The organism is Streptomyces sp. NPDC005070, assembly GCF_053600395.1.
On the sequence record NZ_JBSFZS010000010.1, the window covers coordinates 34,171 to 60,026 of the forward strand.

Here is a 25,856-nt window from a genome sequence, read left to right on the forward strand (position 1 = left end):
GATGCACCCGTCCGCACCCCGTGCCTACGATCAGCAGTGCCCCGGAACCCGGCGAACGGTCCAGTGCCGTCCGACGTAGGGAGGCGGTTCGGCTTGCTGCGGGCACATCACCGCGCAGGCGGCCTCCTGCGGCCACGGCGCCTCGGTGTCTACGCCCTCCTGGTGACGGCAACCACCGTCATCTACATGGCCGTTGCCGCGACCCGGACCCCGCTGTGGGCCGTCATCGGACTCGGCGGCGTCGCCGCCATCCTCACCGGAATCCTCGTCAACCGCCCGGCCCACCGCTGGCCGTGGCTCCTGCTCGCCGCCGGGCTGCTGGCCTTCTCCGCGGGCGACACGTCGTACAACGTGATGGAGTCGTACTTCCAGGTCAACAACCCGTTCCCGTCCCCCGCGGACGCCTGCTACCTCGCCGTGTACCCGCTGTTCGCCGCGGGTCTCTACGGCCTCGTCCGCTACCGGTGGCCCGGCCACGACCTCCCCAGTCTGCTCGACGCGCTGATCTTCGCGCTGGGGCTCGCTCTGCCGGTCTGGGTCTTCCTCGTGCAGCCGCTCACCCATGTGCCGGGCATGACATGGCAGCAGCGCGCCATCAGCATCGCCTACCCCATCGGTGACGTCCTCGTCCTCGCGATGCTGGCCCGCCTGCTGGCCGCGAGCCCGGGCTCCGGCCGTATCCGCTCCGTCCAGCTCCTCGCGCTGGGCACCGCGACGCTGCTCACCTTCGACATCGCGTACGGGATTCTCCAGCTCAACGACCTGTGGCAGACCGGGACCCTGCTGGACTCCGGCTGGATCGTGTTCTACACCGCCTGGGGACTCGCCGGACTGCATCCGTCGATGGTGGAACTGACCCGGCCCGTGGAGCGGCAGGAGTCCTTGCGTCCGACACGCCGTCGGCTGTTCATGCTCGCCGCGGCCACCCTGGTGGCACCCGGGATCCTGCTGTACGAGGGACGGCGCGGGGACGCGCAGGACGCCGCCGTGATCGCGGTCTTCTCCGCCGCGCTCTTCCTGCTGGTGATCCTCCGGCTGTCCGGGATGGTGGTGGCCCACCGCAGTGCCGTGGCACGCGAGCTGGCGCTGCGCACGGCGGCCACGGCCCTCGTCGCGGCGGCCCGGCCGCAGGACGTGGCACGGGCCTGCGACACCACCGTCAGCACGTTGTTCGGGCCCAAGGTCGTCCACGGGAGTCTCGTCCTGCCCGCCGAGTACGCGAGCGGGCTGGAGACCCGCCGCTCGCATCTGGTGCCCACCGCGGAACTCGGGGCGGACATCGCGGGCCGGCTCGACGGCCTGCCGACCACCCTGGTGTGCCCCATGATCCCGCCCGACGAGCCGACCGGAGAGCTGCCGGGCGTGCTGATGGCGGCGGGCCCCGAGCAGCAACTCCGCGAGATCCAGAGTTCACTGGAGATCCTGGCCTCGCACGCCGGTCTGGCCGTGGAACGCATCGCGCTGCGCCAGGAGATCATCCGCAAGGAGAGCGAGGCGTACTTCCGCACGCTGGTGCGCAACGCCTCGGACGTCATCCTGATCGTCGAGGACGACAACGCGGTCCGGTACGCGAGCCCGTCCGCGCGAGCCGTCTTCGGCCAGGTGGAGCTGACCGGGGTGCCGCTGCCCGAGCTGGTGGACTCCAGCGACCGGACACGGGTGGTCAGAGGACTCGCCGCCCTGCGGAACGGCGGCGCCCCCGAGACCCACGACCACTGGTGGGTGCTGCGCGACGGCAACCGCATCGAGGTCGAGGTGCGCTGCAGCGATCTCCGCAAGGACCCCACGGTCGCCGGTCTGGTCATCACCCTGCGGGACGTGACCGAGCAACGGCGCCTGGAACACGAGCTGACGGAGCGGGCGTTCCACGATCCGCTGACCGGTCTGCCCAACCGGACCCTGCTCCTGGAGCGGATCGAGCGCGCCCTGCTGCGCAGCCGCCGCGGGACGACGCTCACCTGTCTCCTCTTCATCGACCTCGACGACTTCAAGATGGTCAACGACACAATGGGGCACTCCACCGGCGACCATCTGCTGACCGCCGTCGGCGAGCGGCTCTCGGGGGCGCTGCGCCGCACGGACACCGCGGCCCGGCTCGGGGGCGACGAGTTCGCGGTGCTGATGGAGGACGCGAAGAAACCGCTGGACGCCGAGCTCCTGGCGGCGCAGGTGATCCAGGCGCTGAGCCGGCCGTTCAGCCTCCGCGAGGGCTCGGTGAGCGTGTCGGCGAGCGTCGGCGTGGCCACCGCCCGGGACAGCACGGACGCCGAGGAACTCCTCGGCCACGCCGACCTGGCCCTCTACGCGGCCAAGGCGGCGGGCAAGCGGCAGTGGCGCAGATTCCTGCCGCGGCTCCGGGTGCGGATGGTGGAACGGCACGATCTTCAGGCCCGCCTCGACGGCGCCGTCGCCCGGTCCGAGTTCACCCTGCGGTACCAGCCCGTCGTCGACATCAGCGCGGGCGAGGTCGTCGGCTTCGAGGCGCTGGCCCGCTGGCCGCATCCGCATCACGAGCCGGTTCCGCCGGACCAGTTCATCGCCCTCGCCGAGGAGACGGGACACATCACGCCTCTGGGCGCGTGGGTCCTGTCGAACGCCACCACCGACATCGCCGGACTCCAGCGGACGGCCGACGGGGCGGACCCGCCGTACGTCAGCGTGAACGTCTCCCCCCGCCAGTTCCGCGACAGCGGGTTCCTGGGCGAGGTGCGCAGGGCACTGGAGACCCCGGGGCTCGCCCCGGGGACGCTCCAGCTCGAACTGACCGAGACCGTGCTGATGCGCAGGGACGCGCAGATTCAGGCGGTCCTGTATTCGCTGAAGGACCTCGGGGTACACATAGCCGTAGACGACTTCGGCAGCGGCTACTCCTCATTGCGGTACCTGCGTGACTTCCCCGTCGACGTACTGAAGATCGACAAGACGTTCATCGACGACATCGCGCTGGACACCCGGCAGGTCGCGCTTGTCGAGGGAATCATCGGTCTGGCCGACACCCTGGGCATCCAGGTGATCGCCGAGGGGATCGAGGATCCGGTGCAGCGGGACCTCCTGGCCGGTATGGGGTGCCGGTTCGGACAGGGTTTCCTCTTCGCCCGGCCGATGACGGTGCAGCAGAGCGAGTTCCTGCTGCGGCAGCGCGACGGGGTCCGCACCCCGGCACGGTCCGCCGCCGGGGCGGCGGAAACGAGGTACGCCATGGGACAGACGGATCCGGAATCCGCCGGCCCGCGCGAGCAGCCACCCACCCCGCCCGAGGCGACGGGGAGCGACGTAAGGCAGCCGGACGGCCCGCAATCGGACGGGCCGCAGTCGGACGGGCCACGGACAGACGGGTCACGGACAGACGGCCCACGGACAGACGGCGGCAAGCAGACCGACGGCACGCAGACGGAGAGCACCCGCCGCTCCCGGCGCTGGCGCGACCTGGAGCATCTGCGGCAGACCAGCCCCATGAGCGACGCCGTGCTGGACGAGGTACGCGGCCGGCACATCCGCAGCGGCGACCACTGGATGATCGACTTCGCCTCCTGCAACTACCTCGGCTTCGACTGCGATCCGGAGATCATCCAGGCGATCGAGCCGGCCGTACGCCGCTGGGGCACCCACCCGAGCTGGTCCCGGCTGATCGGCAGTCCGCGGCTGTACCCCGACATCGAGGAGCGGCTGGCCGACCTGCTCGGCGCCCCGGACACGCTGCTGCTGCCCACGCTGACCCTGATACACGCCTCGGTGATCCCCGCTCTCGCCGGTCAGGGTCATGTCTTCGTCGAGGCCACCGCGCACCGGACCGTGTTCGACGGCTGCGTAGGGGCCCGCGGGCAGGGCGCGACGCTGCACCGGTTCCACGCCGGACGCCCCGCCGAACTGGCCGCCATGCTGGACGAGGTCCCGGCCGACCTGCCCCGGCTCGTCTGTCTGGACGGCGTGAACAGCATGAGCGGAAACATCCCCGACCTGCCGAGTCTCACCGAGGTGTGCAGGCCTCGGAACGCCGTGCTGTACATCGACGACGCGCACGGCTTCGGCGTCATCGGGGAGCACGGCCCGCACGAGTCGTGTCCGTACGGGGACCGCGGCAACAGCATCGTCCGGCACGCGGGAGAGTCGTACGAGGGGATCGTGCTCGTCGGCGGGTTCTCCAAGGCGTACTCGTCGCTGCTGGCCTTCGTGGCGCTTCCGAGTTCGCTCAAGGACCGCCTCAAGACGGCGGCGGGCCCCTACCTCTACTCGGGGCCCTCCCCCACCGCCTCCCTCGCCACGGCGATGGCCGGCCTCGATGTCAACGACAGCCGCGGGGACGACATCCGGGCCGATCTGTACCGCAAGACCGTGCGTGTGCTCGACCATCTGGAGGAACTCGGGGTGGGCACGCTCAACACGGACCGCCTGCCGATCATCGAGATCCCCCTGGCCGACGCCGACGACCTGGACGCGGTCGGCGGGTTCCTGTGGGACAACGGCATCTATGTGACCCTGGCGGCCTACCCCCTCGTGCCACGCGACCGGGTCGGTTTCCGGGTCCAGCTCACCGCGCTCAACTCCGACGAAGACGTCGACCGGCTCAACGACACACTCACCCGGCTCACCGAGCGCTATCGGCTGCGGCCGAAGGACGGAGTCAGCGATGGTGGTTCTCAATGACGACGTGAACTGGGACAGTTGGCCCGTCGAGGACTATCTGAGCGAGAACTACCGCGAGTTGCATCCCTCGGACGCGGCGGTCATCACCCACCACAGCGCGTTCTACCGCGCGTTCGCGCCGGGCGGCGTCGGCCGGTCCGTGGAGGTCGGGGCCGGTCCCAACCTCTATCCGCTGATCCTGGCGTCCGCCGCGAGCCGCCGCATCGACGCCGTGGAGGCGGGCGCCTCCAACGCCGCCTATCTGGAGCGGCAGTTGAACGGAACGCCGGAGCAGAGCTGGCTGCCGTTCCACGCGCTGTGCCACAGCCTCAACCCGGACGTCCCCGAGACCCTGGAGGGGTCGCTGTCCCCGGTGCGTCTGGTGCACGGCGACCTGAGGTCCATCGAACCGGGCGGCTACGACCTCGCCTCCATGCACTTCGTGGCCGAGGGGGTCACCGAGGACTTCGAGGAGTTCAAGGACTTCTGCCGCCGGTTCGTCCGGTGCGCGGCACCGGGCGGGCATCTGGTCGCCGCCTTCATGGAGAACATGCCGACCTACCGGATCGGCGCCGCGTCCCGCTGGCCCGGCTGCCCGGTGGACACGGACGTGATCACCGAGGTGTTCACCCCGCTCACCGACCGGCTCACGGTCAGCCGGATCCCGTCGGACCCGACCCTGCCGGACTACGGAGACTCCGGCATGGTCCTGCTCACCGGGGTCGCGGCCGCCCTCACGGACTCAGCCGAGTTCCAGTGACGTCACCCCGTACACGCGTTCGCCCGCGAACTCCCTGACGGGACCGGTGTACATGCGGGCCGTCTCGAAGGAGGGGGTCAGACCGAGCTTCTCGACCAGAGCGACGGCCGCCGAGTTCGCCTGGGGCACGTCGACGGCGAGCGTCCTGCCGTCCGCGTCGGCGGCGAGCGCGGAGAACAGGGCGCGGGCGTCGTCGGCGGTGTCGGCGAACAAGGGGCCGACCCGCAGGGAGTCGCGCGCCGGACGGATCACGGCGTAGCCGCTCAGCCGGCCGCCGCCGGTGTGCCGGACGAAGGTGCGGTGTCCGGGGGCGGTCAGCCACGACTCCAGGAACACCGGCCGGTCGGCCGGGTAGCAGGCGCTGTCGTACGCCGTGATCGCCTCGTGGTCCGCGGGGCCGGCCGCGCGCACGCCCGCCGGTTCCTCCCCGGCCGGCACCACGCCGGTGAACCGGGCGGTCCGGTAGGCGAGTTCGAAACCGGACTTGCGGTAGTTGTCCTGCTGCGCGACCACGCCGTCGAGGCCGACGGTCCGGCCGCCCGCGTGGGCGAGGGCCGTCTCCCAGGTGGCGAGGCCGTAGCCGTTCCCACGCAGATCGGGGCGTACGAGATAGAAGCCCAGGAAGGCGTAGTCGGCGCCGTAGTTGACCACCGAGATGGCCGAGACCGGCTCCCCGTCGACGCGTCCGAGGAAGAAGCCCCCGGAATCCTGCGCGAAGAAGCTCGCGCTGTCGGACAGGCCGGGATTCCATCCCTCGTCCGCGGCCCAGCCGCCGACGACCTTCCAGTCGTCGGGCGTGGCCTGGCTGACGACGAGGCCGTCGGGTCCCGGAGAGGTCATGGGGCACTCCAATGCGTACGGGTCGGATGCGCGCCGGCCTACGGGCGCGCGGTACGCCGGCCGGCCGGTCGCGCAGCATCCTTCCCGATCTCCGTGCCGCTCGCAGCGACAGGCACCGCGCAGTGGAAGGGATTCGGCCACCGCCGCGCCCGCCCGACTCGACACCGTCACCGTGCGCTCGTTACGACGGCAGCGCGCTCGACCGCCTCGCCGCCGGCCGCGTGTGCTCGTACGACTGGAGCCCGCTCGACCGGCCCGAGGCCGTCACCTTCCGGTCGTACGACCCGAGGGTGCTCGACCGGCCCGACGCGGCACCCTGGACTCCCAGGACGCCGGGCCCCCGGACCCCCGGGCAGGAGGACGGACGTGGAGGAGGCTCCACCGGTCACCCGTCCGATGGAGCCTCCTGTTCGGGACCGGCGCGGGTCAGCGCACCGCGCCGGGCCGGAACCGGCGGAACAGCAGGGCGCCACCCAGCAGCATCGCCGCGCTCGCCGCGACGGCCGGCATCGTGGCGTCCGCGCCCGTGTGGGCGAGGGTGGCCACGGCCTCACCCCTCTCCGTGACCCGCTCCGGATCGACGGCGGGAACCGCCGCGGCCGGGGTGGACGGCCTCGGGGCGGGCTTCACACTGTGGTGGGCCCGCACGGGCTCGGCACCCGAGGTGTTGACCGACTCGTTCCCGACGGCCGCGTTGCCGAGCCCGACCGCCGTCACGGAGTTGCCGCTGACGTTGACCGGGAGATCCACCGGGAGCTGCAGGCCGTTGCCCGAGAGCACACCCGGTGAATCCTTTCCGTCGCCGTACGCGACCGCGCCTCCGCCGCCGTGGCTGCCGCCGCCGACCGTGCCGCCACGACCGGTGGTGCCGCCGTGCGCTCCGGCTCCGCCGTGCCGCACGCCGCCGGTCGCGGCGGTGCCGCCGCCCTGGTTGGCGCAGCGGTTGCCCGCGGCGGGGTTGAGCAGCCCGGCCACGTTCACCGTGTTCCCGCACAGGTTCACGGGCAGGTGCACGGGAAGCTGGACGGTGTTGCCGGAGATCAGGCCGGGCGAGCCTGCCGCCGCGCCGTCCGCCGCGGAGTCGGCGTGCGCCGGCATGGCCACGGCCAGCGCGCCCGAGGCGGCGGCCGCGGCGATCAAACCATTTCGGGTCACCCGTTTCATTCGTTCACTGCCTTCCTGACAACGACGTGGGCGATCGCCCACATTGCCAAGAACGCCTGCGGACCATCCGAGTTATGGCTTATCGGCCTTTCACCCCTTCGAGCGTCCCGTATTTCGAACGGCCGCGGCATCCCATACGGGGACAGCGGCGCAGGGTAGGGGACGACGGCCGGTTCCGCTCGCCCGGAGGCGTGCCCCAAAAGCCGCGTCTATCGTGATCCGGGAGGTATCGCCGGTCCACCGCAGGCGACCCTGGAGGCAGGCATGCTGTCCGTGCACCAACGCTTCGCGGTCGCGGGAGCCGCCACCGCGACGCTGACCCTGCTGGCGGCGGGTCTGCCGACCGCTGCGACCGCCGACGACGGGCCCGGCCTGTCCCGCTTCCGGCACCAGAAGGTCACGTGGGCGGCCTGCAGGGGCGAGGGCATGCCCAAGGACCTGCAGTGCGGCAAGGTCACCGTCCCCCTGGACTACGCACGGCCGGGCCGGGGCACGCTCGACCTGGCGCTGGCCCGCTACCGGGCGACGGGCCACTCGCGGGGTTCGGTGGTGCTGAACTTCGGCGGTCCGGGCGGGGCGGGCGTTCCCGGGCTCGCCGCGAGCGGCAAGGACTTCATGGGCCTGACGAACGGCTACGACGTGGTGACCTTCGACCCCCGCGGAGTGGGCCGTTCCTCGCCGGTGAGCTGCGGCGAAGGTGTGGACGAGATCTTCGGGGCCGCCGCGGCCGACACCGATGTGCAGGCGGCGCTCAAGGCGGTCAAGAAGGCCGCGGACACCTGCGCCCGGCACTCGGGGGCCGTCCTCCCCCACATCGGCACGGTCGATGCCGCCCGCGACCTGGACGTGATACGCCAGGCGCTCGGCGACAAGAAGCTCAACTACCTCGGATTCTCCTACGGAACGCGGCTCGGCGCGGTGTACGCGGCACAGTTCCCCAAGAGGACGGGGCGGATGGTGCTCGACGGGGTCGACACCCTCACCGAGCCGATCTCCGAACAGGGCCGCATAGGCGCGGAGGGACAGCAGACCGCGCTCGACGACTTCGTCACCTGGTGCGCGAAGAACCTGGCCTGCCCGTTCGGCCAGGACGCGCGCGGCGCCGGCGAGCAGATGGTCCAGCTCGTCAAATCGCTCGACGAGGACCCGGTGCTGTCGGACTTCGGCCAGGAGCTCTCCGGACAGGACCTGGTGGGGGCGATCAGCCAGGCGCTCTACAGCAAGGAGATGTGGCCGGTCCTCGAACAGGCCCTCAGCATGCTGATACAGGACGGCGACACCCACGGACTCACCCAGCTCTACGGCGGCGGCGCCGCCCTGCCCGCGACCTCCACGCCCGTCCGGCAGCGGTCGCCGCGGAACGGCGGGCTCGTCGACGCGGAGGACGTCCCCCTCGACAACCTCCCCGCCGCCCTGATGGCCATCAACTGCGCCGACGACCCCGACCGGCCCGGCGCCGGCGAGGTCGCCCGGCAGGTCGCCAAGCTGCGTGCCGCCTACCAGGAGGCGTCTCCGGTCTTCGGGCAGTACCGGCTCGCCCAGGTGCTGATGTGCTACGGCCGCCCGAAGGGCACCGACTACATACGCGAGAAGGTCCGCGACGTACCCGCCTCGAAGATGCTGCTCGTCGGCACCCGCGGGGACCCGGCGACCCCCTACCGCTGGACCCTGGAGACCGCCAGGCGTCTCGGTTCGTCCGCCGTGGTGCTCGACAACAAGGGCGAGGGGCACACCGGGTACGCGTCCTCGAAGTGCGTGCACCGCAAGATCGACGACTTCCTGCTGTACGGGTCCCTGCCGGCCGACGGCAGCTCCTGCGGTCCGGAGAACACGGACGGCTACTGACGGACACCCCACGGGGTGAGCGGGACGACCCACGTGGGTGTCCCGGTCAGCGGCTTTCGTCCCCATGGGTTTGACTCGGGGTGTGCGCCGGATGCTCCCACTGCTGCTCGTCGCCCTCGGTGCGGCCGGGGCGCTGCTCCTGGCGGGCGCCGTCTCGGCGTGGTGGTGGTGCGCGGCGGGCCCGCTGCTCGCGCTGACCGCGCTCGGCGTCGGGGACCTCGCGCAGCGCCGTGATGCCGTGCGGCGCAACTATCCGCTGCTCGGCCGTGTGCCGTTCCCGCTGGATGTCCTACGCCCGAAGGACCGGCGGCACTTCGTCGGGCGTGATGTCGACGGAGGGCCCTACGCCCGGAGCGTCCGCGCCCTCGTGTACGAGCGTGCCGTGGGGGCCGAGGCCGAGGAGCCGTTCGGCACGGAGCGTGACGTGTACGAGGACGGCCACGAGTTCCTGGAGCCGTCGTTGCGCCCGGTGGAGGTGCCGGACGAGCCGCCCGTCGTCCGGGTGGGCGGCCCCGACTGCGCCCAGCCCTACGACATGGCTCTCCTGAACGTCTCCGCGATGAGTTTCGGGGCCCTGTCGTCTCACGCCGTCCTGGCGCTCAACAGGGGTGCGGCGCTGGGGGGTTTCGCGCACGACACCGGCGAGGGCGGCCTCTCGGACCACCATCTGCGGGGCGGCGGTGATCTCGTCTGGGAGATCGGCACGGGGTACTTCGGGTGCCGTACCCCCGAAGGGGACTTCGAGGCACGGGAGTTCGCGGACAAGGCCGCGCTGCCCGAGGTGAAGTGTGTGTCGCTGAAGCTCTCCCAGGGAGCGAGGCCGGGGGCGGGCGGTGTGCTGCCGGGGGCGAAGGTGAGCGCGGAGATCGCCCGTGAGCGCGGTTTGCCCGAGGGCGTGACCGTGGTGTCGCCTCCGGATCACCGGGTGTTCTCGACACCGAGGGAGCTGGTGCGGTTCATCGCGCGGATGCGGGAGCTGGCGGGCGGCAAGCCCACGGGCTTCAAGCTCTGTGTCGGCTCGCGGCGCCAGTTCCTGGCGGTCTGCAAGGCGATGCTCGCCGAGGGGGTGACACCCGACTTCGTCGTCGTGGACGGCTCGGAGGGCGGCACGGGGGCCGCGCCTCCGGAGTTCGCCGCCGGCGTCGGTATGCCGCTGACCGAGGGGCTGATCACGGTGCACAACGCGCTGGTCGGCACCGGGCTGCGGGACCGGGTCCGGATCGGGGCGAGCGGCAGGGTCGCCACCGGCTCGGACATCGTCAAACGGCTTCTCCAGGGTGCCGACTACACCAACGCGGCCCGCGCGATGATGTTCGCCCTCGGCTGCGTCCAGGCCCGGCGCTGCCACACCGGCACCTGCCCGGCCGGAGTGGCGACCCAGGATCCGCGCCGGGTCCGTGCGCTGGACGTGGCCGACAAGTCCGAGCGGGTGCGGCGCTACCAGGGGGCCACCGTTCGCAGCGCGAGCCGGATCATGGCCGCGATGGGTGTACGGGATCCCGGCGAGCTCACCCCGCACCTGCTGCTGCGGCGCGTCGGACCGACGAGGGTGAGCTCGTACGCGGAGCTCTACGAGTGGCTGGCGCCCGGGGAACTGCTCGCCGGGCCGCCCCCGTCCTGGGCGTCGGACTGGGCCGCCGCCGATCCGGACGCCTTCTGAGCGCCCGGGCGGCGAAGGCTCCGCCCGGGCGTCCGCCGAACCTCCGTCGGACGTCGGCCCCGGCCTCCGCCGGGTGTCAGAAGTCGACGGGGTCCCGCACGATGGGGCAGGTCATGCAGTGGCCGCCGCCGCGCCCTCGTCCCAACTCGGCCCCGACGATGGTGATGACCTCGATACCGGCCTTGCGCAACAGGGTGTTGGTCTGGGTGTTGCGGTCGTAGGTGAACACCACGCCGGGCTCCAGGGCGACGGCGTTGTTGCCGCTGTCCCACTGCTGGCGCTCGGAGGCGTACACGTCGCCGCCGGTCTCGACGATGCGCAGTTCGGACAGGCCCAGCGCCTCGGCGACGACGTCGGTGAACGCGCGGGAGCCCTCGTCGGTGAGTTCGAGACCGGGTGCCTTGTCGCCGGGCCGCAGGGAGAAGGTGTGCACCGCGTCCATGATGGCCGGATACAGGGTCACGAGGTCGCGGTCGGCGAAGGTGAAGACGGTGTCGAGGTGCATCGCGGACCGCAGCTTCGGCATGCCGGCGACGATGATGCGCTCGGCCGCTCCGCCCTGGAACAGGGCGGCCGCGACCTGGCTGATGGCCTGCCGGGAGGTGCGTTCGCTCATGCCCATGAGGACGACGCCGTTGCCGACCGGCATGATGTCGCCGCCCTCGAACGTGGCCTGGCCCCAGGAGAGTTCGGGGTCGCCCCACCACACCGTGGAGCCCGTGAAGTCCGGATGGAAGGAGTAGACGGCCTTCATCAGGAGCGTCTCGTCGTGCCGGGCCGGCCAGTAGAGCGGGTTGAGGGTCAGACCTTCGTAGAGCCAGCACGTGGTGTCGCGGGTGTAGAGGGTGTTGGGCAGCGGCGGCATGAGGTATTCGCGCACGCCGGTCGATTCGCGGGCCAGGGAGAGGTAGCCGGTGCGGAACTCGTCGGGCAGGTCGGCGGTGGAGAGTCCGCCGATCAGGAACTCGGCGAGGGCGGCGGGTTCGAGGGTTTCCAGGAAGGCCCGGGTGCCGTCGACGAGTCCGAGTCCGACCTCGTTCGGGGTGATCTTCCGGTCGAGGAGCCAGTCCTTCGCCGCGGGCAGGGCCATGGTCTGGGCGAGCAGGTCGTGCAGTTCCACGACCTCCACCCCGCGTCCGCGCAGCTTGTTGACGAAGTCGGCGTGGTCGCGCTGGGCGTTCTCCACCCACAGCACGTCGTCGAAGAGCAGATCGTCGGCATTGGTCGGGGTGAGCCTGCGGTGGGCGAGGCCCGGTGCGCAGACCAGGACCTTGCGCAGCCTGCCGACCTCGGAGTGGACGCCGTACGGCGGACGGCTCGTGGTGTCCTGACTGGTCACGGTGTGCCTTTCTCCGGCAGGGGCCGGCGGGTCACAGACTGATCCAGCCCAGCGCCAGGGCGACGATCCCTGTGACGGCACCGGCGACCGAGACGACGAGGATGACCAGTTCACGGGGCGAGAACGGCGTCCTGCCCTGTTCGCGGCGCGCCATCACGAACAGCACGGTGGCGGGCGCGTAGATGATGAAGGAGACGAGGAGGTACTTCAGTCCGGCCGCGTAGAGCAGGAAGGCGGTGTAGACGGTGGCGAGGGCGGCGACGACGAGATCGCCGCCGAACCGGCGCCGGGCGATCTTCAGGGCGAAGGCCGCCGCCAGCAGGAACGGGATCAGGGTCAGGGCGCTGGTCAGGTCGAGCGCGAAGTTGAAGGCGTCGTCCGAGAAGAGGGTGACGACCAGGACCACCTGGGTGAGCAGGGTGGTCAGCAGGAGCGCGGGCACCGGCACGTCGGCGCGCGTGGAGCGGGCCAGGAAGCGGGGCATGTCCTCGTCCTTGGCCGCGACGAACAGCACTTCGGCCGCCATCAGCGTCCAGGCGAGGTAGGCGCCGAGAACCGAGACGATGAGGCCGACGCTGACGAAGACCTCGCCCCAGGTGCCGACCGCGCTCTCCAGGACTCCGGCCATCGACGGTTGTCTGAGCTCGGCGATCTCCGCCATGGGCAGCAGCCCGTACGACACGATCGTGACCGAGGCGAAGACGGCGAAGACGCTGAGGAAGCCGAGGACGGTCGCCCGGCCGACGTCCTCGCGGCGCTTGGCGTGCCGGGAGTAGACGCTCGCCCCCTCGACGCCGAGGAATACGAAGACGGTGGCCAGCATGGTGCCCTTGACCTGGTCGAAGAGTGAGCCCGCGTAGGCGGCGCCGCCCCAGTTCTCGGCGAAGACATGCGGCTTGAGGTAGAAGAGCGCCAGCACGACGAAGACGAGAATCGGAATGATCTTGGCCACGGTGACGATCCGGTTGATGGCGGCCGCTTCCTTGACCCCTCGCCGGATCAGGAGGAAGAAGGCCCACAGGCCGACCGAGGAGAGTACGACGGCGAGGACGGTGTCCCCGTCGCCGAGCGCGGGCGCGATGGCGCCGATCGTCGACATGATCAGCACCCAGTAGGTCACGTTGCCCACGCAGGCGCTGGCCCAGTAGCCGAAGGCCGAGAAGAATCCGAGGTATTCGCCGAAGCCGGCCTTGGCGTAGGCGTAGACACCCGCGTCGAGGTCGGGTCTGGCGACGGCGAGCCGCTGGAAGACGAACGCGAGCATCAGCATGCCGGTACCGGCGACGGCCCAGGCGATCAGCGCGCCCGCGACACCCGTCTCCTGGGCGAACCGCCGCGGGAGGGAGAACACCCCGGCGCCGACCATGGAGCCCACGACCATCATGGAGAGCGTGACGAGGGTCAGCTTGGCGGCCGGTGCCGCCTCGGATTCGGTGTCGACCTGCGTCATGGGTGTCCTGCGGAGTGGGCATCGTCGTGCGCGACCACGATGCGGGCAACGTCATCTGGCGACCCGAGCGACGTTAACAGCCAATTGTCCGGAATGTGCGCCGGAGACCGGTGCCAGGGTGCTGCGTCATCGATCTCCGCGGCCGACAATCGGATCACCGGGCCGGAACGGCCCCGGCAGTCGTCGGAGAGGTGCGCACCGCGTGAGTGAGCTGTTGGGTGTGGCGGTACTGGGTGCCGGACATATGGGAGCCGACCATGTACGCCGCCTGGACCGGGCGGTGAGCGGCGCCAGGGTCGCCGCCGTGGCGGATCCCGACACCGGGCGCGCCGAGGAGGCGGTCACCGGCATCGACGGTGCGTCGGTCCACGCCGAGGCGGCGGCCGCGCTCGACGCACCCGGGGTGGAGGCCGTCCTTGTCGCCTCCCCCGGTCCCGCGCACGAGGAGGCCCTGCTCGCGGCGTTCGCCCGAGGCCTTCCGGTGCTGTGCGAGAAGCCGCTGACGCCGGAGTCGGCCGGGGCACTGCGGGTGATGGAGGCGGAGGTACGGCTCGGGCGACGGCTGGCACAGATCGGGTTCATGCGCAGGTACGACGCCGAGTACCAGCGTCTGAAGTCCCTGCTGGACAGCGGCCGGCTGGGCCGCCCGCTGATGCTGCACTGCACGCACCGCAATGTCTCCTCGCCGCCCGGCTTCACCTCGGCGATGCTGGTCAACAGTTCCGTCTCGCACGAGATCGACGCGGCGCGCTGGCTGCTGGGACAGGAACTCACCGCGGTGACCGTGGCGCGCCCCCGGTCGTCCGCGACCGCGCCCGAGGGGCTGATCGACCCTCAGTTCGTCCTGTTCGAGACGGCCGGCGGCGCCCTGGTCGATGTCGAGGTCTTCGTGAACTGCGGATTCGGCTACCAGGTGGCGTGCGAGGCCGTGTGCGAGTCGGGAAGCGCTCGGATCGGGGACGAACGCTCCCTGGCCGTGACCGCCGCGGGCGGCCGGCGCGAGGAGGTGGCGCAGGACTACCTCGTGCGCTTCGCCGACGCCTACGACCGTGAGGTACAGGCCTGGGTGGACGCCACCCGGGCCGGCCGCGTCACCGGACCCGGGGCCTGGGACGGGTACGCGGCGTCCGCCGTCGCCGAGGCGGGAGTCCGGGCGCTGGAGAGCGGCGGCCGCACGGCGGTCGAACTCGCCCCGCGCCCGGCCCTCTACACCTGACCCGCGCGCCGTCGGGGTACGGGCGCTCCGGCCGAGTCGAGACCGCGGCTTTGTTATGGGATATCGCGTCCGTGATAGGATCTAACCAACCGATGCTCCGCACCCCGACACGAAGAGGCGACGACGTGGCCGCAGACAGCCGGACCGGGACCGGCCCGCGCGACCGGTTCCGCGCGCAGGTCCGCCAGGAAGTGAAGACCGCGGCACTGCGCCAGCTCGCCGAGGGCGGCCCGGAGGCACTGTCCCTCAACGCGATCGCCAAGCAGCTCGGCATGACGGGACCCGCGCTCTACCGCTACTTCGCCAACCGCGACAGCCTGTTGACCGACCTCGTCGTCGACGCCTACGGGGACCTGGCGTCGAGTCTCACCCGGGCCGCCGAGACCGGTCCGGCGGACCCGGCCGCCCGGCTGACCGGGCTGGTCCACGCCTACCGGGCCTGGGCGCTGGCCGAACCGCACCGCTACCGCCTTCTCTTCCGGGCACCGCTCCAGGGCTACGACGCCCAGGCAGCGACCCTGGTCGAGGCCTCGCAGCCGGCCATGGCCGTGCTCCTCGACGCGGTGAGCGCCCTGGCCGAGCCGGATCCGCGGGCCACGGGCGGCGCGGCGGCGCAGTTCCTGGAGTGGCGCGAGCGGCACGGCTTCGAGGGCGTGCCGGAGGCGGTCGCCGCGCGCTCCACCCTGCTGTGGGCCCATCTGCACGGCATGGTCGCCCTGGAGATCGAGGGCAACTTCGCGTCGATGGGCGTCGATCCGTCCTATCTGTACGAGGCCGAGGTGGCGGACTTCGCGCGCTCGCTGTGATCGAGTCCCGAGCACTCGCACAAACGCCCTTCGAACAGCAGAATGAAAGTCCCTCGGGGGCCACCCCCGCCCCTCAAGTCACGTACGGTGTCTACGACTTGACTCCGCACGGCGACTACCGCATCGGGACCGGTCACCCACTCCGGGAGGACTGCGGCATATGTCAGAAGCATGACCGTATCGGGTGTTGCCAAACCACTTACAGTGCGTCGCGGGCTGTGCGACAGTCGTAGCGGTCCTTCCGTCACCGAGGTCGTACCGTCCCCGCATCGGAGTACGTCATGCCACCCCATCTCTCTGCGGACCGCCCAGCCGCCCAGCCGCCCAGCCGCGGCACGGTCGACGCGCTCATCTCGCAGACCCGCGCCCTGCGCGGCGAGGTGGACGCGGTACGGCGTGAGGCTCCCGCCGACGAGGAGGACGCGCAAGGACGCTGGCAGCGCGCGCTCTGCAATCTGGCGCTGCATCAACTGAACGACCTGGACACGCACTTGGCCCAGCTTCGGGACGGACCGACGGAGCTGCCCGTCCCGCTCGAGTCCGCCGCCGCCCCCCGGGCCGCCCCGGCCCCACCCCCGCACGGCTCGCTGCTGAGCCGGGTCGGCAGCGCCGAGTGGAACCTGCTGACGGACGAGGCCAGTTGGTCCGGTGAGCTCTACCAGATCCTGGGCCGCGACGCCGCCGCACCCCCGCTCACCCTCGACGAGCTGCCCTCACTGATCCTCGACGAGGACCGGCCGATGCTGACGGCGATGGTCACCGACTGCCTCATCGACGCCAAACCCATCGACGGGGAGTTCCGCATCGTGCGACCCGACGGCGGCGTGCGGACCGTGCACATGATGGGTGAACCCGTGCTCGACGCCGACGGCAGCACCGCCTCGATGTGGGCCGTGCTGCGCGATGTCAGCGAACTGCGCCGCAGTCAGCGGACGGTGGGCGAGAGCCAGGAGTCCCTCCAACGGCAGCGGCACGTGGCCCGGACCGAGCACCGGCTCGCGGTCGAACTCCAGGAGGCCGTGCTGCCGCCCTGGCGCGGCTCCCTGCGCTTCCCCCGCCAGGGACCCCGGGCGCTGGACGTGGCGGCTCACTATCTGCCGTCGTCGAGCAGCGCACTGATCGGCGGCAACTGGTACGACGCCCTCGAACTCCCCGACGGAGAGACCCTGTTGAGCGTCGGCGACCTCACCGGCCACGGAGTCACCGTGACGTCGGGAATGGCGATGCTGCTCGGCGCCCTGCGCGGCATGTCGGTCGCCGGCACCCAGCCCGGCCAACTCCTCTCCTGGCTCAACCAGTTGCTCGACGCCACCGTCCAGCCCGCTCTGGGCAGCGCCGTCTGCTGCCGCTACGTCCCCGCGACCCGCACCCTGAGCTGGGCACAGGCAGGACACCCCGCCCCGCTGCTGTACCGCGACGGGACGGGGCGCGCGCTGTCCGCACCGGACGGCGTCCTGCTCGGAGCCACCTCCGGCGCCGTCTACGGGCAGGCCGAGGAAAGCCTCCGCGTGGGCGACCTGCTGCTCCTGCACACCGAGGGACTGGTACCCCGGGGAACAGAGACCCCGCACCCGGAGGAGACCGGGAGTCAGGAAGGAGCGAGGGCCGTCCAGAGGCTGCTCGACCTGGCCCCCCGCTTCGGCGAGGCCCGTACGGCCCAGGACTGTGTTCGGATGGTTGTCGAGGAGTTCGGCGGAACCGAGCGCGAGGACGACGCCTGCGTGCTCATCGCCCGGATCGGAGCCTGACGCGGGAGACGCCGAGGACGCCAAGCGCGACGTGGACGGTGGGAACGCCGAGAACACCGGAGCCCGAAGGCACCGGATCCGGACAGGACGGAACAGACGGCCGGAACCTGCGTCCTCCCCTGACGGCGGCCGACGCCGTTGTCAGCCGAGCCACCACGTCCAGGACGCGTGTGCTGCGCTCTAGACGCGCGTGCTGTCGCCGCGCCGGGGCTTGAGCGAACCCTTCGGCAGCGCGAGTTTGATCTCCTCACGCAGATCACTGATCTTCGGATAGCTGGAGTACTGCCCGGTGAGCCGGTACATCTCGCGCAGCCGGTCCCAGGTGCGATGGGAGGAGTTGGAGCCCATCGACGTCAGAGCCAGTCGCGCGTACCGGTCGGCCTGTTCGGGATCGTCGGCGATGAAGCAGGCCGACGCCAGCGAGATGTGGTCGAAGATCTTCGACCGGTCCCGCCCCGACTCCCGCAGTTTCAGCGCCTCCTTGGCGTGACGCTGCGCGATCGCCGCGGCGGCCGGCTCGTGCTCGGCGAGCGTGCGGTAGGCGAGCGCCTGCATGCCGTGCATGTCGGCCTCGTCGAACAACTGCATCCAACTGGGCGGCGGGACGTCCCCGCGGTCGGAGACGAACAGGTCCTCCGCCACACCCAGGGTGCGCCGCATGGCCTGGCCCTTGCCCATGGACGCCTGCGCCCAGGCCTCGATGGTGTGCAGCATCGCCTGGGTGCGGGGCAGTACCTCGTCCCCCGAACCGGACTTGGCGAGCTTCATGAGGTCGAGCGCGTCGTCGGGCCGGCCCAGGTGCACCATCTGGCGGGCCGCCCGGGAGAGCGCCTCCCCCGCACGGGGCCGGTCGCCACCCTCACGGGCCGCGTGGGCGGCGATGACGAAGTACTTCTGAGCCGTGGGCTCCAGGCCGACGTCGTGCGACATCCAGCCCGCGAGGACGGCGAGGTTGGCGGCGACGCCCCACAGGCGCCGCTGGAGATGGTCGGGGTGCCGGTAGGAGAGCATGCCTCCCACTTCGTTGAGCTGGCCCACCACGGCCTTGCGTTGCAGCCCGCCGCCGCGGGATGCGTCCCAGGCCCGGAACACCTCGACGGAGCGCTCCAGTTCCTCGATCTCCTGCGACCCGATGGGGGCGGCCTCATAGCGGTCGAACCCGGCGGAGTCGGCGTGCAGGGGGTCCTCGAACTGCGGAGCGTCGGCCGCGAGGGCCGGATCGTTGCGGAGCCAGTCGTGCATGGCAGGGCTGAGTGCGGATCCCGCGGCGAGCGCGGCACCCGCGCCCACCAAGCCGCGTCGGTTGAGCATGAGGTCCATTCCCGTGAATTCGGTGAGGACCGCGGCGGTTCGGTCGGGCGCCCACGGCATGGCATCGGAATGTTCCACACTCCCGCCGCTCTGCCGTTTCCCCGCGCGCCCGTGCCTGACCAGACCGAGGTCCTCGATGGTCACGACACGGCCGAGACGCTCGGTGAACAGAGCCGCCAGCACTCGCGGCACCGGATCGCGCGGGATCTCTCCCATGTCGATCCACCGCCGCACCCGCGAGGTGTCGGTCGCGAGCTGCGGGTGGCCCATGGCTGCCGCCTGCCGGTTGACCAGCCTCGCGAGTTCACCCTTGGACCAGCCGGCCAGGCCGAACAGGTCCGACAGACGAGTGTTGGGTTGTCCGTTCACGTCAAGCCCCCAGGTTCTCGGCTGATTTCGACAGTAACCGTCTGTCAGTTGCTGAGCGACTATTCGCCAGGGTTCGCCAGGGTGCGCCAGATGGTGTGCCAGTAGGCATCGGGTGTCAGGTAGGAACGCGCCACCCCGACCCGGTTGCCAGGGACATTCCCCAGGATGAACCAGGCGGCCGGGGCGGGCAGCGCGGCAACTCGCAGGCACACGAAGGGATCTGTTTCGCCCATGTACACAGCATCGTCCTCCGTGTCCGCTCCGCCCCGGTCGTTGCACTCTCGCCCGGTGGGCAGCGGCCCTTACCTCGACCCCACGCGTCAGGCGGCTCCCGTGCTCGGTGCCGGCCGGACGCGGCGCGTGCCGGGGCTCGGCACCCCACCGCTCAGCGGGAGACTCGACTTGTCCGGCCCTCAGGGGGCCCAGCTGCGCACGGCGATCGCGTCGGTGCACCGGATCTGTCCGGAGTTCGCTCCGGTCCAGGTGTTGCGCCGCAGCGGACGCTCCGTGCTCCTCGTCGGCACGACGGGGCGCAGCACGGCCGTCGCCAAGTGCTTACTGGACCAATCCCCCGTCTGGGCCGAGCGGAGCCGGCACGAAATAGCTGCATACCGTCTGTTCGTCCGGCACCGCCCGCCTGTGCGGGTGCCCCGGCTGATCGCGGCGGATCCGGACAACTGCACACTGGTGATCGAGCGCATGCCGGGCCGGGTGGCCGCGCTCCAGCGACACCCGGTCGAGTCACCGCCCCGCGCGGACATCCGCGCCGCGCTGAGCGCCATCTGCCGGCTCAACGCCTGGCGGCCGCCGGCCGGGACCTTCAACGCCCCGCTGGACTACGCGGAACGGATCTCCCGCTTCCATGAGCTGGGGCTGCTCACCGACCGGGACATGGGCGACCTGCAGAAGCTGGTGCACGGTATCGCGACGACCTCCGGCCGCCAGGGCATGGGTCAGTTCTGCCACGGCGATGCCCTCCTGTCGAACATCCTTCTCTCACCGGCCGGTCCAGTGCTGGTGGACTGGGAGCACGCGGGCTGGTATCTGCCGGGCTACGACCTGGCGACGCTGTGGGCGGTCCTCGGCGACGCTCCCGTGGCACGCCGTCAGATCAGCCAGCTCGCGCAGTCGGCGGGCCCGGCGGCACGGGACGCCTTCCTGGTGAACCTGATGATCGTCCTGACGCGCGAGATCCGTACGTACGAGATGGCCGTGCAGCGTTCCCTGCACGACGCGGCCCCGGCGGCAGCGGGCCCCACCCACCCGGCTGCCGCGCCGTCCGGCGAGGAACAGCGGCTGCTGCTGAGGCGGCTGCACGACGACTGCCAGATGGCCCGCCGGGCCGTGCGCGCGGCGGTCGGCACTCGCTGAAGGGGGTGGGAGGTCCGCGGTGACGCCGGCACTCGGCGCACCGCGGACCTCCCTCATGTTCACGACCCGCCGTTCGGGGCAATGGTCCAGGCCACTGACGCCCCGCAGGCCGGGAGGCCGTCGCCACGAAACCCCGCTCACCCCACGCTGACATGGGAAATCGCCTCCTCCTGGGCATGATTGACGGATCGTCGGAGAGCCGGTAGCACTGACGCGTTCGGCTCTCGCACGCCCCACCGCGCACGACCGTCCCAGGAGGCTGCTTTGCACTGGTCCGTCACCGAACCCCAGGGCATCACCAGGCACAGACGCGCGCGCAGAACCGCGGGAGCCGTCGCCTCGGCGGCGCTGCTGCTGCCGCTGCTCGGCGCGGCCCCTTCGAGCTCGGCCGAGGAGGCGCCCGCGAACGGACTGCAGGGCGCCTTCACCGCCGCGGCCGCCGAGTACCACGTCCCCTCGAGCGTGCTGCTCGCCGTTTCGTATCTGCAGTCCCGCTGGGACACGCACGCCGGCGCCCCCAGCGTCACGGGCGGCTACGGCCCCATGCACCTGACCGACGCCCGTACGGCGATCGCCGGAACTCCGCACCACGGCGACGGCACGGAGGACGCCCGCGGCGACAGCTCGCGCGCCGCCCTCACGCCCGACACGGCGGTGCCCACGAACGCCCAACTCCCGGCACGGCTGAAGACGTTGACGCAGGCCGCCGACCTCACCGGCCTGCCCGCGGAGCGGCTGCGCACCGACGCGGCGGCGAACGTCGCGGGCGGCGCCGCGCTGCTGGCCGCCGCGCAGCGGGACCTCGGCGAACCCCTGAGCGACGACCCCGCCGACTGGTACGGAGCGGTGGCGCGCTTCTCGGGAGCGGACGACAGCACCACCGCGGCGACCTACGCCGACGACGCGTACGACGTGATGCGCACCGGCGAGTCCCGCATCACGGACACCGGCCGGCGGGTGACGCTCGCCGCCCGGCCCGGGCTGAGCCCCGACACCGCGCAACTGCGCCGTGCGGGACTGCGGACGGCCTCCGCCGACGGCACGGAGTGCCCGAGGAGCGTGTCCTGCGAGTGGATCCCCGCCCCGTACGAGGAGTTCGGAGAGGGCGACTACGGCAACCACGACCTGGGCGACCGGCCCGCCTCGCAGAGCATCAAGTACATCGTCATCCATGACACGGAAGGCACCTGGGACGGGGTGCTGAACCTGGTCCAGGACCCGACCTATGTGTCGTGGAACTACACGCTGCGCTCGACCGACGGGCACATCGCCCAGCATGTGAAGGCCAAGGACGTGGCCTGGCACGCGGGCAACTGGTACATCAACGCGAAGTCGGTCGGTCTGGAGCACGAGGGCTTCCTGACCGCGCCCGACACCTGGTACACGGAGGAGATGTACCGGGCCTCCGCCCGCCTGGTGCGGTATCTCGCCCGGAAGTACGACATCCCGCTGGACCGGCAGCACATCCTCGGGCACGAGAACGTCCCGGGTCCCACGACCTCCACCATCCCGGGCATGCACACGGACCCGGGCCCCTACTGGGACTGGCAGCACTACTTCACCCTCCTCGGCCATCCCTTCCACCCCACGTACGGCAAGGGCGCCGACCTGGTGACCGTCCTGCCCGACTTCGACGCGAACCAGCCTGTGTACACGGGCTGCGTCACCAAGGGCGAGCCCTGCGCCGCGCACGGTTCCGGCGAGGTACGCCTGTACTCCCAGCCGGACGAGAACGCACCGCTGATCCAGGACATCGGCCTGTACCCGAAGGGCGACGCCTCGACGACCGGCGTGAACGACGTCGCCTCGCGGGTCTCCACCGGACAGCGGTACGCGCTCGCCGGACGGGACGGCGACTGGACGGCGATCTGGTACCTGGGCCAGAAGGCCTGGTTCGAGAACCCGCGCAAGCAGCCGACCGCGGTGCGGGCGTCCGGGCCGGCCGTGACACCCAAGGAGGGCCTGGCGGAGATCCCCGTGTACGGCAGGGCGTACCCGGAGAAGGAGGCGTACCCGGCGGGCGTGCCCGTCCAGGCCGTCTCGCCCCTGCCGTACAAGATCCTCGCGGGCCAGCGCTACGCGGCCGGTGACAAGGTACCCGGCGAGTACTTCTACGCGCCGACCTTCGACACCACACCGCACCGGGTCGTGATCGGTACGGACATGTACTACGAGATCCAGTTCGGGCACCGGGTGGAGTTCGTACGGGCGGCGGACGTGGACCTGGTTCCGTAGTCCGTCCGGCGTTCCGGGGCCGGGCCCGTGCGGGGCGGGCCCGGCCTCCGGATCGCCGAAGACAATGACACCGGCAAGCGACCAGGGAAAGTGCCGTCCAGGACAGGTTCGGCCGCGCTCGGGTCAGTTAACGACATGTAACCGCACGCCTGCTCTCCGTACGCTCTGATGGGCCGTTCACGAACACGGCACACCCTGGGGCAGGCATGGGCAACTTCGTCAAAGAGACTTCAGCGCGGCCGGCCGGTGCGGCGGTCCCCCGGCGATGCGAGTGCGGTGGCGAACTCCGCAACGACGCGCCCGCGGGGGCCGAGGAAAGGTTTCGGGGACTGCTGGAGGCGGCACCCGATGCCATGGTCATCGTCGACGACACCGGCACGATCAAACTCGTCAACGCCCAGACCGAGGCCCTCTTCGGCTACACCCGCGAGGAACTTCTGGGCCACCCCGTGGAGCTCCTCGTGCCGAGCCGGTTCCGCTCCCATCACACCTTCCACCGCGACGGATACGCCGACAACCGCCAGGTCCGCCCGATGGGCGCGGAACTCGAACTCCACGGCCTGCGCAAGGACGGCACCGAGTTCCCCGTCGAGATCAGCCTCAGCCCGCTGGAGACCACCGACGGACTCCTCGTCTCCGCCGCCGTCCGCGACGTCAGCGACCGCAAGGCGGCCGAGGAAAGGTTTCGGGGTCTGCTGGAGGCGGCACCCGATGCCATGGTCATCGTCGACGACACCGGAACCATCAGACTCGTCAACGCCCAGACCGAGGCCCTCTTCGGCTACCGCCGCGAGGAGATGCTCGGGCATTCCGTGGACCTCCTCGTACCCGGCCGCTTCCGCGGCCACCACGACCGGCATCGCAACGGGTACACCGACAACCGCCAGGTCCGCCCGATGGGGGCGGGACTCGAACTCCACGGCCTGCGCAAGGACGGCACCGAGTTCCCCGTCGAGATCAGCCTCAGCCCGCTGGAGACCACGGACGGGCTTCTCGTCTCCGCGGCCGTCCGGGACGTCAGCGACCGCAAGCGCGCCGAGGCACGCATCAACGAACTGGCCGGTCTCGTGGAGTCCTCGCAGGACGCGATCCTCGCCAAGACCCTGGACGGTCACATCACCTACTGGAACGCGGCGGCACAGCGGCTGTACGGCTACTCGCGGGCCGAGGTGATGGGCAGGCACGTGTCCCTGCTCGCGACCACGGAGCGGAGCGGCGAGATCGACACGCTCCTCGACCGGCTGCGCAGCGGTGAGAAGGTCGAGCACTTCGAGACCCTGCGGCTGACGCGCTCGGGTGCCCTGCTGGACGTGGACATCACGCTGTGGCCCACCCGGGACGCGGACGGCACGGTGATCGGCGCGTGCGCGATCGTCCGGGACATCAGCGACCGCAAGCGGGCCGAGGCGGAGCTGACCTTCCTGTACGAGCAGCAGCGGCACATCGCCCTCACACTCCAGCGCAGCCTCATGGGAACGCCGCCCGCCATCCCGGGGCTGACCACCGCGAGCCGGTACCGGCCCGCCACGCAGGGAGCGGGCGTGGGCGGGGACTGGTTCGACCTGATCCCGCTGGGCGCCGGCCGGGTCGGGGTGCTGATCGGCGATGTGATGGGCCGCGGTCTGGACGCCGCCGCCGTGATGGGCCAACTGCGCTCGGCCGCGCACGCCCTGGCCAAGACCGGTATGCAGCCCCGCCAGTTGATGCAGGCCCTGGAGGCCGTCGTCGGCGATCTGGATGTGCCCGACCAGCTCGTGACCTGCTGCTATCTGGTCATCTCCGCCGACGCGGGCGAGGTGACGGTCTGCTCGGCCGGGCATCTGCCGACCCTGGTGGCCACGCCCGGCGCCGGTGCCCGGCAGCTCCCCGCGCCGGTGAACGCGCCGCTCGGTGTCGGCGGCATCCTTTACGAGCAGGCGACCTCGGTGATCCCTCCCGGGGCGACACTCGTCCTGTACACCGACGGTCTCATCGAGACGCCCGGCTCTGACATCGAGGACCAGCTCACCGAACTGACCGCCACGCTCGCGGACCTGTTCGCCATCGCGCCCGATCTGGAGAAGGCCGCCGACCATGTGCTGTCGGCTCTGCTGCCTGACTCCGACGGTCACAACGACGACGTCACGCTGCTGCTCACCCGGCTCCCCGACGGGCCGCTGGCCACCGTCAACACCGACCTTCCCGCGGTACCCGAGTCGGTCCCGGAGGGCCGCGCCTTCCTCAGCAAGGCACTCACCGCCTGGGACTGTGTTCCCGCCGGGGACGACGCCCGGCTGCTGCTCTCGGAGGTCCTCACCAACGCCGTACAGCACGCGCAGGGGCCCATCGGCCTGCACCTGTGCCGCAGCGCGACCGACCTGACCGTGGAGATCAGCGACCGCAGTCCGTATCTGCCGCAGCCCCGGACGGCCGGCGAGGACGAGGAGTCGGGACGGGGCCTGATCCTGGTCCGCGCGCTGGCCGACAACTGGGGGGTACGGCCCACCGACGCGGGCAAGACGACCTGGTTCACCCTCAGACTGTGACGCCGGGTGGGGTGTTCGGCCTCAGCCCTGCTGGAACAGTTCCGCCGGGAGCGGCTTCAGAAGTGCGTACAGGTCGTCCGTGATCGGGCGGTCCCAGGCGGCGATGGTCACCAGGACGTTGTCGCTGCGGTCGAACTGGACGCAGGAGATACGCGTCTCGGAGAGCTTCAGCCGGCGCACGATCAGAAGGTTGTCGCCCTGCATCACCGGCATGTCCTCGGTCCCGGTGACGGTCACCTCCTCGTTGTTCTCCAGCGCGATGAGGAGCTGGGCCACCTCGAAGGGGACCTCGTTCTCGGCGACGTCCCGGGCCTGGGAGCCCTCGGGCAGATTGCCGATGATCATCGCGGGACCGCGGCCGCCGAACAGGTCGTACCGCAGGAAGACGCCCTGGCAGCTTCCGTCGGGGGCGGGCAGCAGGCCCGCGCCGAGATTGCCGGGCCAGTCGCCCGGATCCATGGCCAGGACATCGAAGTCGGGCCCGGCGGGCGTGGCGCTGCGGCGGCGGAGGAAGGACATGCCGCAATGGTACGTGCACGGGCGCGTAGCGGGCCCCACGGGCGCTGTACGTACCGGCCCCGCGGACACGGTGGA

General features: G+C 71.2%; 17 protein-coding genes. 10 read left to right on the forward strand and 7 right to left on the reverse strand.

Annotated features, from left to right (window positions below; translation table 11 throughout):
- The first annotated feature begins 186 nt into the window (after window positions 1-186).
- On the forward strand, window positions 187-4,644 hold the full coding sequence (locus tag ACWEBX_RS05750) for an aminotransferase class I/II-fold pyridoxal phosphate-dependent enzyme (RefSeq protein WP_451883691.1): 4,458 nt from the start codon (window positions 187-189) through the stop codon (window positions 4,642-4,644).
- Window positions 4,628-5,383: a class I SAM-dependent methyltransferase gene (locus tag ACWEBX_RS05755; RefSeq protein WP_451883648.1), complete on the forward strand. Its 756-nt coding sequence runs from the start codon at window positions 4,628-4,630 to the stop codon at window positions 5,381-5,383. The genes ACWEBX_RS05750 and ACWEBX_RS05755 overlap by 17 nt, the downstream gene beginning before the upstream one ends.
- Here ACWEBX_RS05755 and ACWEBX_RS05760 read toward each other — a convergent pair.
- On the reverse strand, window positions 5,366-6,223 hold the full coding sequence (locus tag ACWEBX_RS05760) for a GNAT family N-acetyltransferase (RefSeq protein WP_451883649.1): 858 nt from the start codon (window positions 6,221-6,223) through the stop codon (window positions 5,366-5,368). The two genes, ACWEBX_RS05755 and ACWEBX_RS05760, sit on opposite strands and share 18 nt — an antisense overlap.
- Window positions 6,224-6,649: 426 nt before the next feature.
- The gene (locus tag ACWEBX_RS05765; RefSeq protein WP_451883650.1) at window positions 6,650-7,387 is read right to left on the reverse strand and encodes a chaplin; all 738 of its coding nucleotides are present in this window, start codon (window positions 7,385-7,387) and stop codon (window positions 6,650-6,652) included.
- A 264-nt stretch (window positions 7,388-7,651) separates the two neighbouring features.
- Here ACWEBX_RS05765 and ACWEBX_RS05770 point away from each other — a divergent pair, with 264 nt between their 5' ends.
- Together ACWEBX_RS05770 and ACWEBX_RS05775 are read left to right on the forward strand one after the other, a co-directional pair.
- Entirely contained in the window at window positions 7,652-9,232 is a 1,581-nt protein-coding gene (locus ACWEBX_RS05770; protein WP_451883651.1) for an alpha/beta hydrolase, read from the forward strand.
- Between the two features lie 91 nt (window positions 9,233-9,323).
- Window positions 9,324-10,892, forward strand: coding sequence for an FMN-binding glutamate synthase family protein (locus tag ACWEBX_RS05775; protein ID WP_451883652.1), 1,569 nt, complete (start codon window positions 9,324-9,326; stop codon window positions 10,890-10,892).
- 76 nt (window positions 10,893-10,968) lie between these two features.
- On the opposite strand, the gene ACWEBX_RS05780 is transcribed toward ACWEBX_RS05775, so the two are convergent.
- Window positions 10,969-12,231 carry an arginine deiminase gene (locus ACWEBX_RS05780; protein ID WP_451883653.1) on the reverse strand — a complete coding sequence of 421 codons (1,263 nt, stop codon included), beginning with the start codon at window positions 12,229-12,231 and terminating at the stop codon, window positions 10,969-10,971.
- A 31-nt stretch (window positions 12,232-12,262) separates the two neighbouring features.
- Window positions 12,263-13,681 carry a basic amino acid/polyamine antiporter gene (locus ACWEBX_RS05785; protein WP_451883654.1) on the reverse strand — a complete coding sequence of 473 codons (1,419 nt, stop codon included), beginning with the start codon at window positions 13,679-13,681 and terminating at the stop codon, window positions 12,263-12,265.
- 202 nt (window positions 13,682-13,883) lie between these two features.
- Here ACWEBX_RS05785 and ACWEBX_RS05790 point away from each other — a divergent pair, with 202 nt between their 5' ends.
- From ACWEBX_RS05790 to ACWEBX_RS05800, 3 genes are all read left to right on the forward strand, one after another.
- Complete coding sequence (locus ACWEBX_RS05790; protein ID WP_451883655.1) at window positions 13,884-14,897, forward strand: Gfo/Idh/MocA family protein; 1,014 nt, start codon at window positions 13,884-13,886, stop codon at window positions 14,895-14,897.
- 125 nt (window positions 14,898-15,022) lie between these two features.
- Window positions 15,023-15,703: a TetR/AcrR family transcriptional regulator gene (locus tag ACWEBX_RS05795; protein WP_451883656.1), complete on the forward strand. Its 681-nt coding sequence runs from the start codon at window positions 15,023-15,025 to the stop codon at window positions 15,701-15,703.
- A 281-nt stretch (window positions 15,704-15,984) separates the two neighbouring features.
- Window positions 15,985-17,451 (forward strand): PP2C family protein-serine/threonine phosphatase, encoded by a 1,467-nt coding sequence (locus ACWEBX_RS05800; RefSeq protein WP_451883657.1) that lies wholly within the window; start codon window positions 15,985-15,987, stop codon window positions 17,449-17,451.
- A 180-nt stretch (window positions 17,452-17,631) separates the two neighbouring features.
- On the opposite strand, the gene ACWEBX_RS05805 is transcribed toward ACWEBX_RS05800, so the two are convergent.
- Window positions 17,632-19,131 carry a DNA-binding protein NsdB gene (locus tag ACWEBX_RS05805; RefSeq protein ID WP_451883658.1) on the reverse strand — a complete coding sequence of 500 codons (1,500 nt, stop codon included), beginning with the start codon at window positions 19,129-19,131 and terminating at the stop codon, window positions 17,632-17,634.
- Between the two features lie 59 nt (window positions 19,132-19,190).
- On the reverse strand, window positions 19,191-19,364 hold the full coding sequence (locus tag ACWEBX_RS05810) for a hypothetical protein (RefSeq protein WP_451883659.1): 174 nt from the start codon (window positions 19,362-19,364) through the stop codon (window positions 19,191-19,193).
- Here ACWEBX_RS05810 and ACWEBX_RS05815 point away from each other — a divergent pair.
- The 3 genes from ACWEBX_RS05815 to ACWEBX_RS05825 all read left to right on the forward strand — a co-directional run bounded on the left by ACWEBX_RS05815 (window position 19,363) and on the right by ACWEBX_RS05825 (window position 25,262).
- Window positions 19,363-20,502, forward strand: a complete 1,140-nt coding sequence (locus ACWEBX_RS05815; RefSeq protein WP_451883660.1) for an aminoglycoside phosphotransferase family protein — start codon at window positions 19,363-19,365, stop codon at window positions 20,500-20,502. The two genes, ACWEBX_RS05810 and ACWEBX_RS05815, sit on opposite strands and share 2 nt — an antisense overlap.
- 264 nt (window positions 20,503-20,766) lie before the next feature.
- Entirely contained in the window at window positions 20,767-22,737 is a 1,971-nt protein-coding gene (locus ACWEBX_RS05820) for an N-acetylmuramoyl-L-alanine amidase (RefSeq protein ID WP_451883661.1), read from the forward strand.
- A gap of 206 nt (window positions 22,738-22,943) precedes the next feature.
- Window positions 22,944-25,262, forward strand: a complete 2,319-nt coding sequence (locus tag ACWEBX_RS05825) for a SpoIIE family protein phosphatase (protein WP_451883662.1) — start codon at window positions 22,944-22,946, stop codon at window positions 25,260-25,262.
- 21 nt (window positions 25,263-25,283) lie between these two features.
- On the opposite strand, the gene ACWEBX_RS05830 is transcribed toward ACWEBX_RS05825, so the two are convergent.
- A complete protein-coding gene (locus ACWEBX_RS05830; RefSeq protein ID WP_339127652.1) occupies window positions 25,284-25,781 on the reverse strand; it encodes a hypothetical protein in 498 nt (165 codons plus the stop codon).
- Window positions 25,782-25,856 lie beyond the last annotated feature (75 nt).

What these genes read in the sequence shown, in the direction of transcription:
- ACWEBX_RS05750 (WP_451883691.1), top strand. Translation starts at nt 187, where the DNA reads ATGGCCGTTGCCGCGACCCGGACCCCGCTGTGGGCCGTCATCGGACTC.
- ACWEBX_RS05755 (WP_451883648.1), top strand. Translation starts at nt 4,628, where the DNA reads ATGGTGGTTCTCAATGACGACGTGAACTGGGACAGTTGGCCCGTCGAG.
- ACWEBX_RS05760 (WP_451883649.1), bottom strand. Translation starts at nt 6,223, where the DNA reads ATGACCTCTCCGGGACCCGACGGCCTCGTCGTCAGCCAGGCCACGCCC.
- ACWEBX_RS05765 (WP_451883650.1), bottom strand. Translation starts at nt 7,387, where the DNA reads ATGAAACGGGTGACCCGAAATGGTTTGATCGCCGCGGCCGCCGCCTCG.
- ACWEBX_RS05770 (WP_451883651.1), top strand. Translation starts at nt 7,652, where the DNA reads ATGCTGTCCGTGCACCAACGCTTCGCGGTCGCGGGAGCCGCCACCGCG.
- ACWEBX_RS05775 (WP_451883652.1), top strand. Translation starts at nt 9,324, where the DNA reads ATGCTCCCACTGCTGCTCGTCGCCCTCGGTGCGGCCGGGGCGCTGCTC.
- ACWEBX_RS05785 (WP_451883654.1), bottom strand. Translation starts at nt 13,681, where the DNA reads ATGACGCAGGTCGACACCGAATCCGAGGCGGCACCGGCCGCCAAGCTG.
- ACWEBX_RS05800 (WP_451883657.1), top strand. Translation starts at nt 15,985, where the DNA reads ATGCCACCCCATCTCTCTGCGGACCGCCCAGCCGCCCAGCCGCCCAGC.
- ACWEBX_RS05815 (WP_451883660.1), top strand. Translation starts at nt 19,363, where the DNA reads ATGTACACAGCATCGTCCTCCGTGTCCGCTCCGCCCCGGTCGTTGCAC.
- ACWEBX_RS05810 (WP_451883659.1), bottom strand. Translation starts at nt 19,364, where the DNA reads ATGGGCGAAACAGATCCCTTCGTGTGCCTGCGAGTTGCCGCGCTGCCC.
- ACWEBX_RS05825 (WP_451883662.1), top strand. Translation starts at nt 22,944, where the DNA reads ATGGGCAACTTCGTCAAAGAGACTTCAGCGCGGCCGGCCGGTGCGGCG.
- ACWEBX_RS05830 (WP_339127652.1), bottom strand. Translation starts at nt 25,781, where the DNA reads ATGTCCTTCCTCCGCCGCCGCAGCGCCACGCCCGCCGGGCCCGACTTC.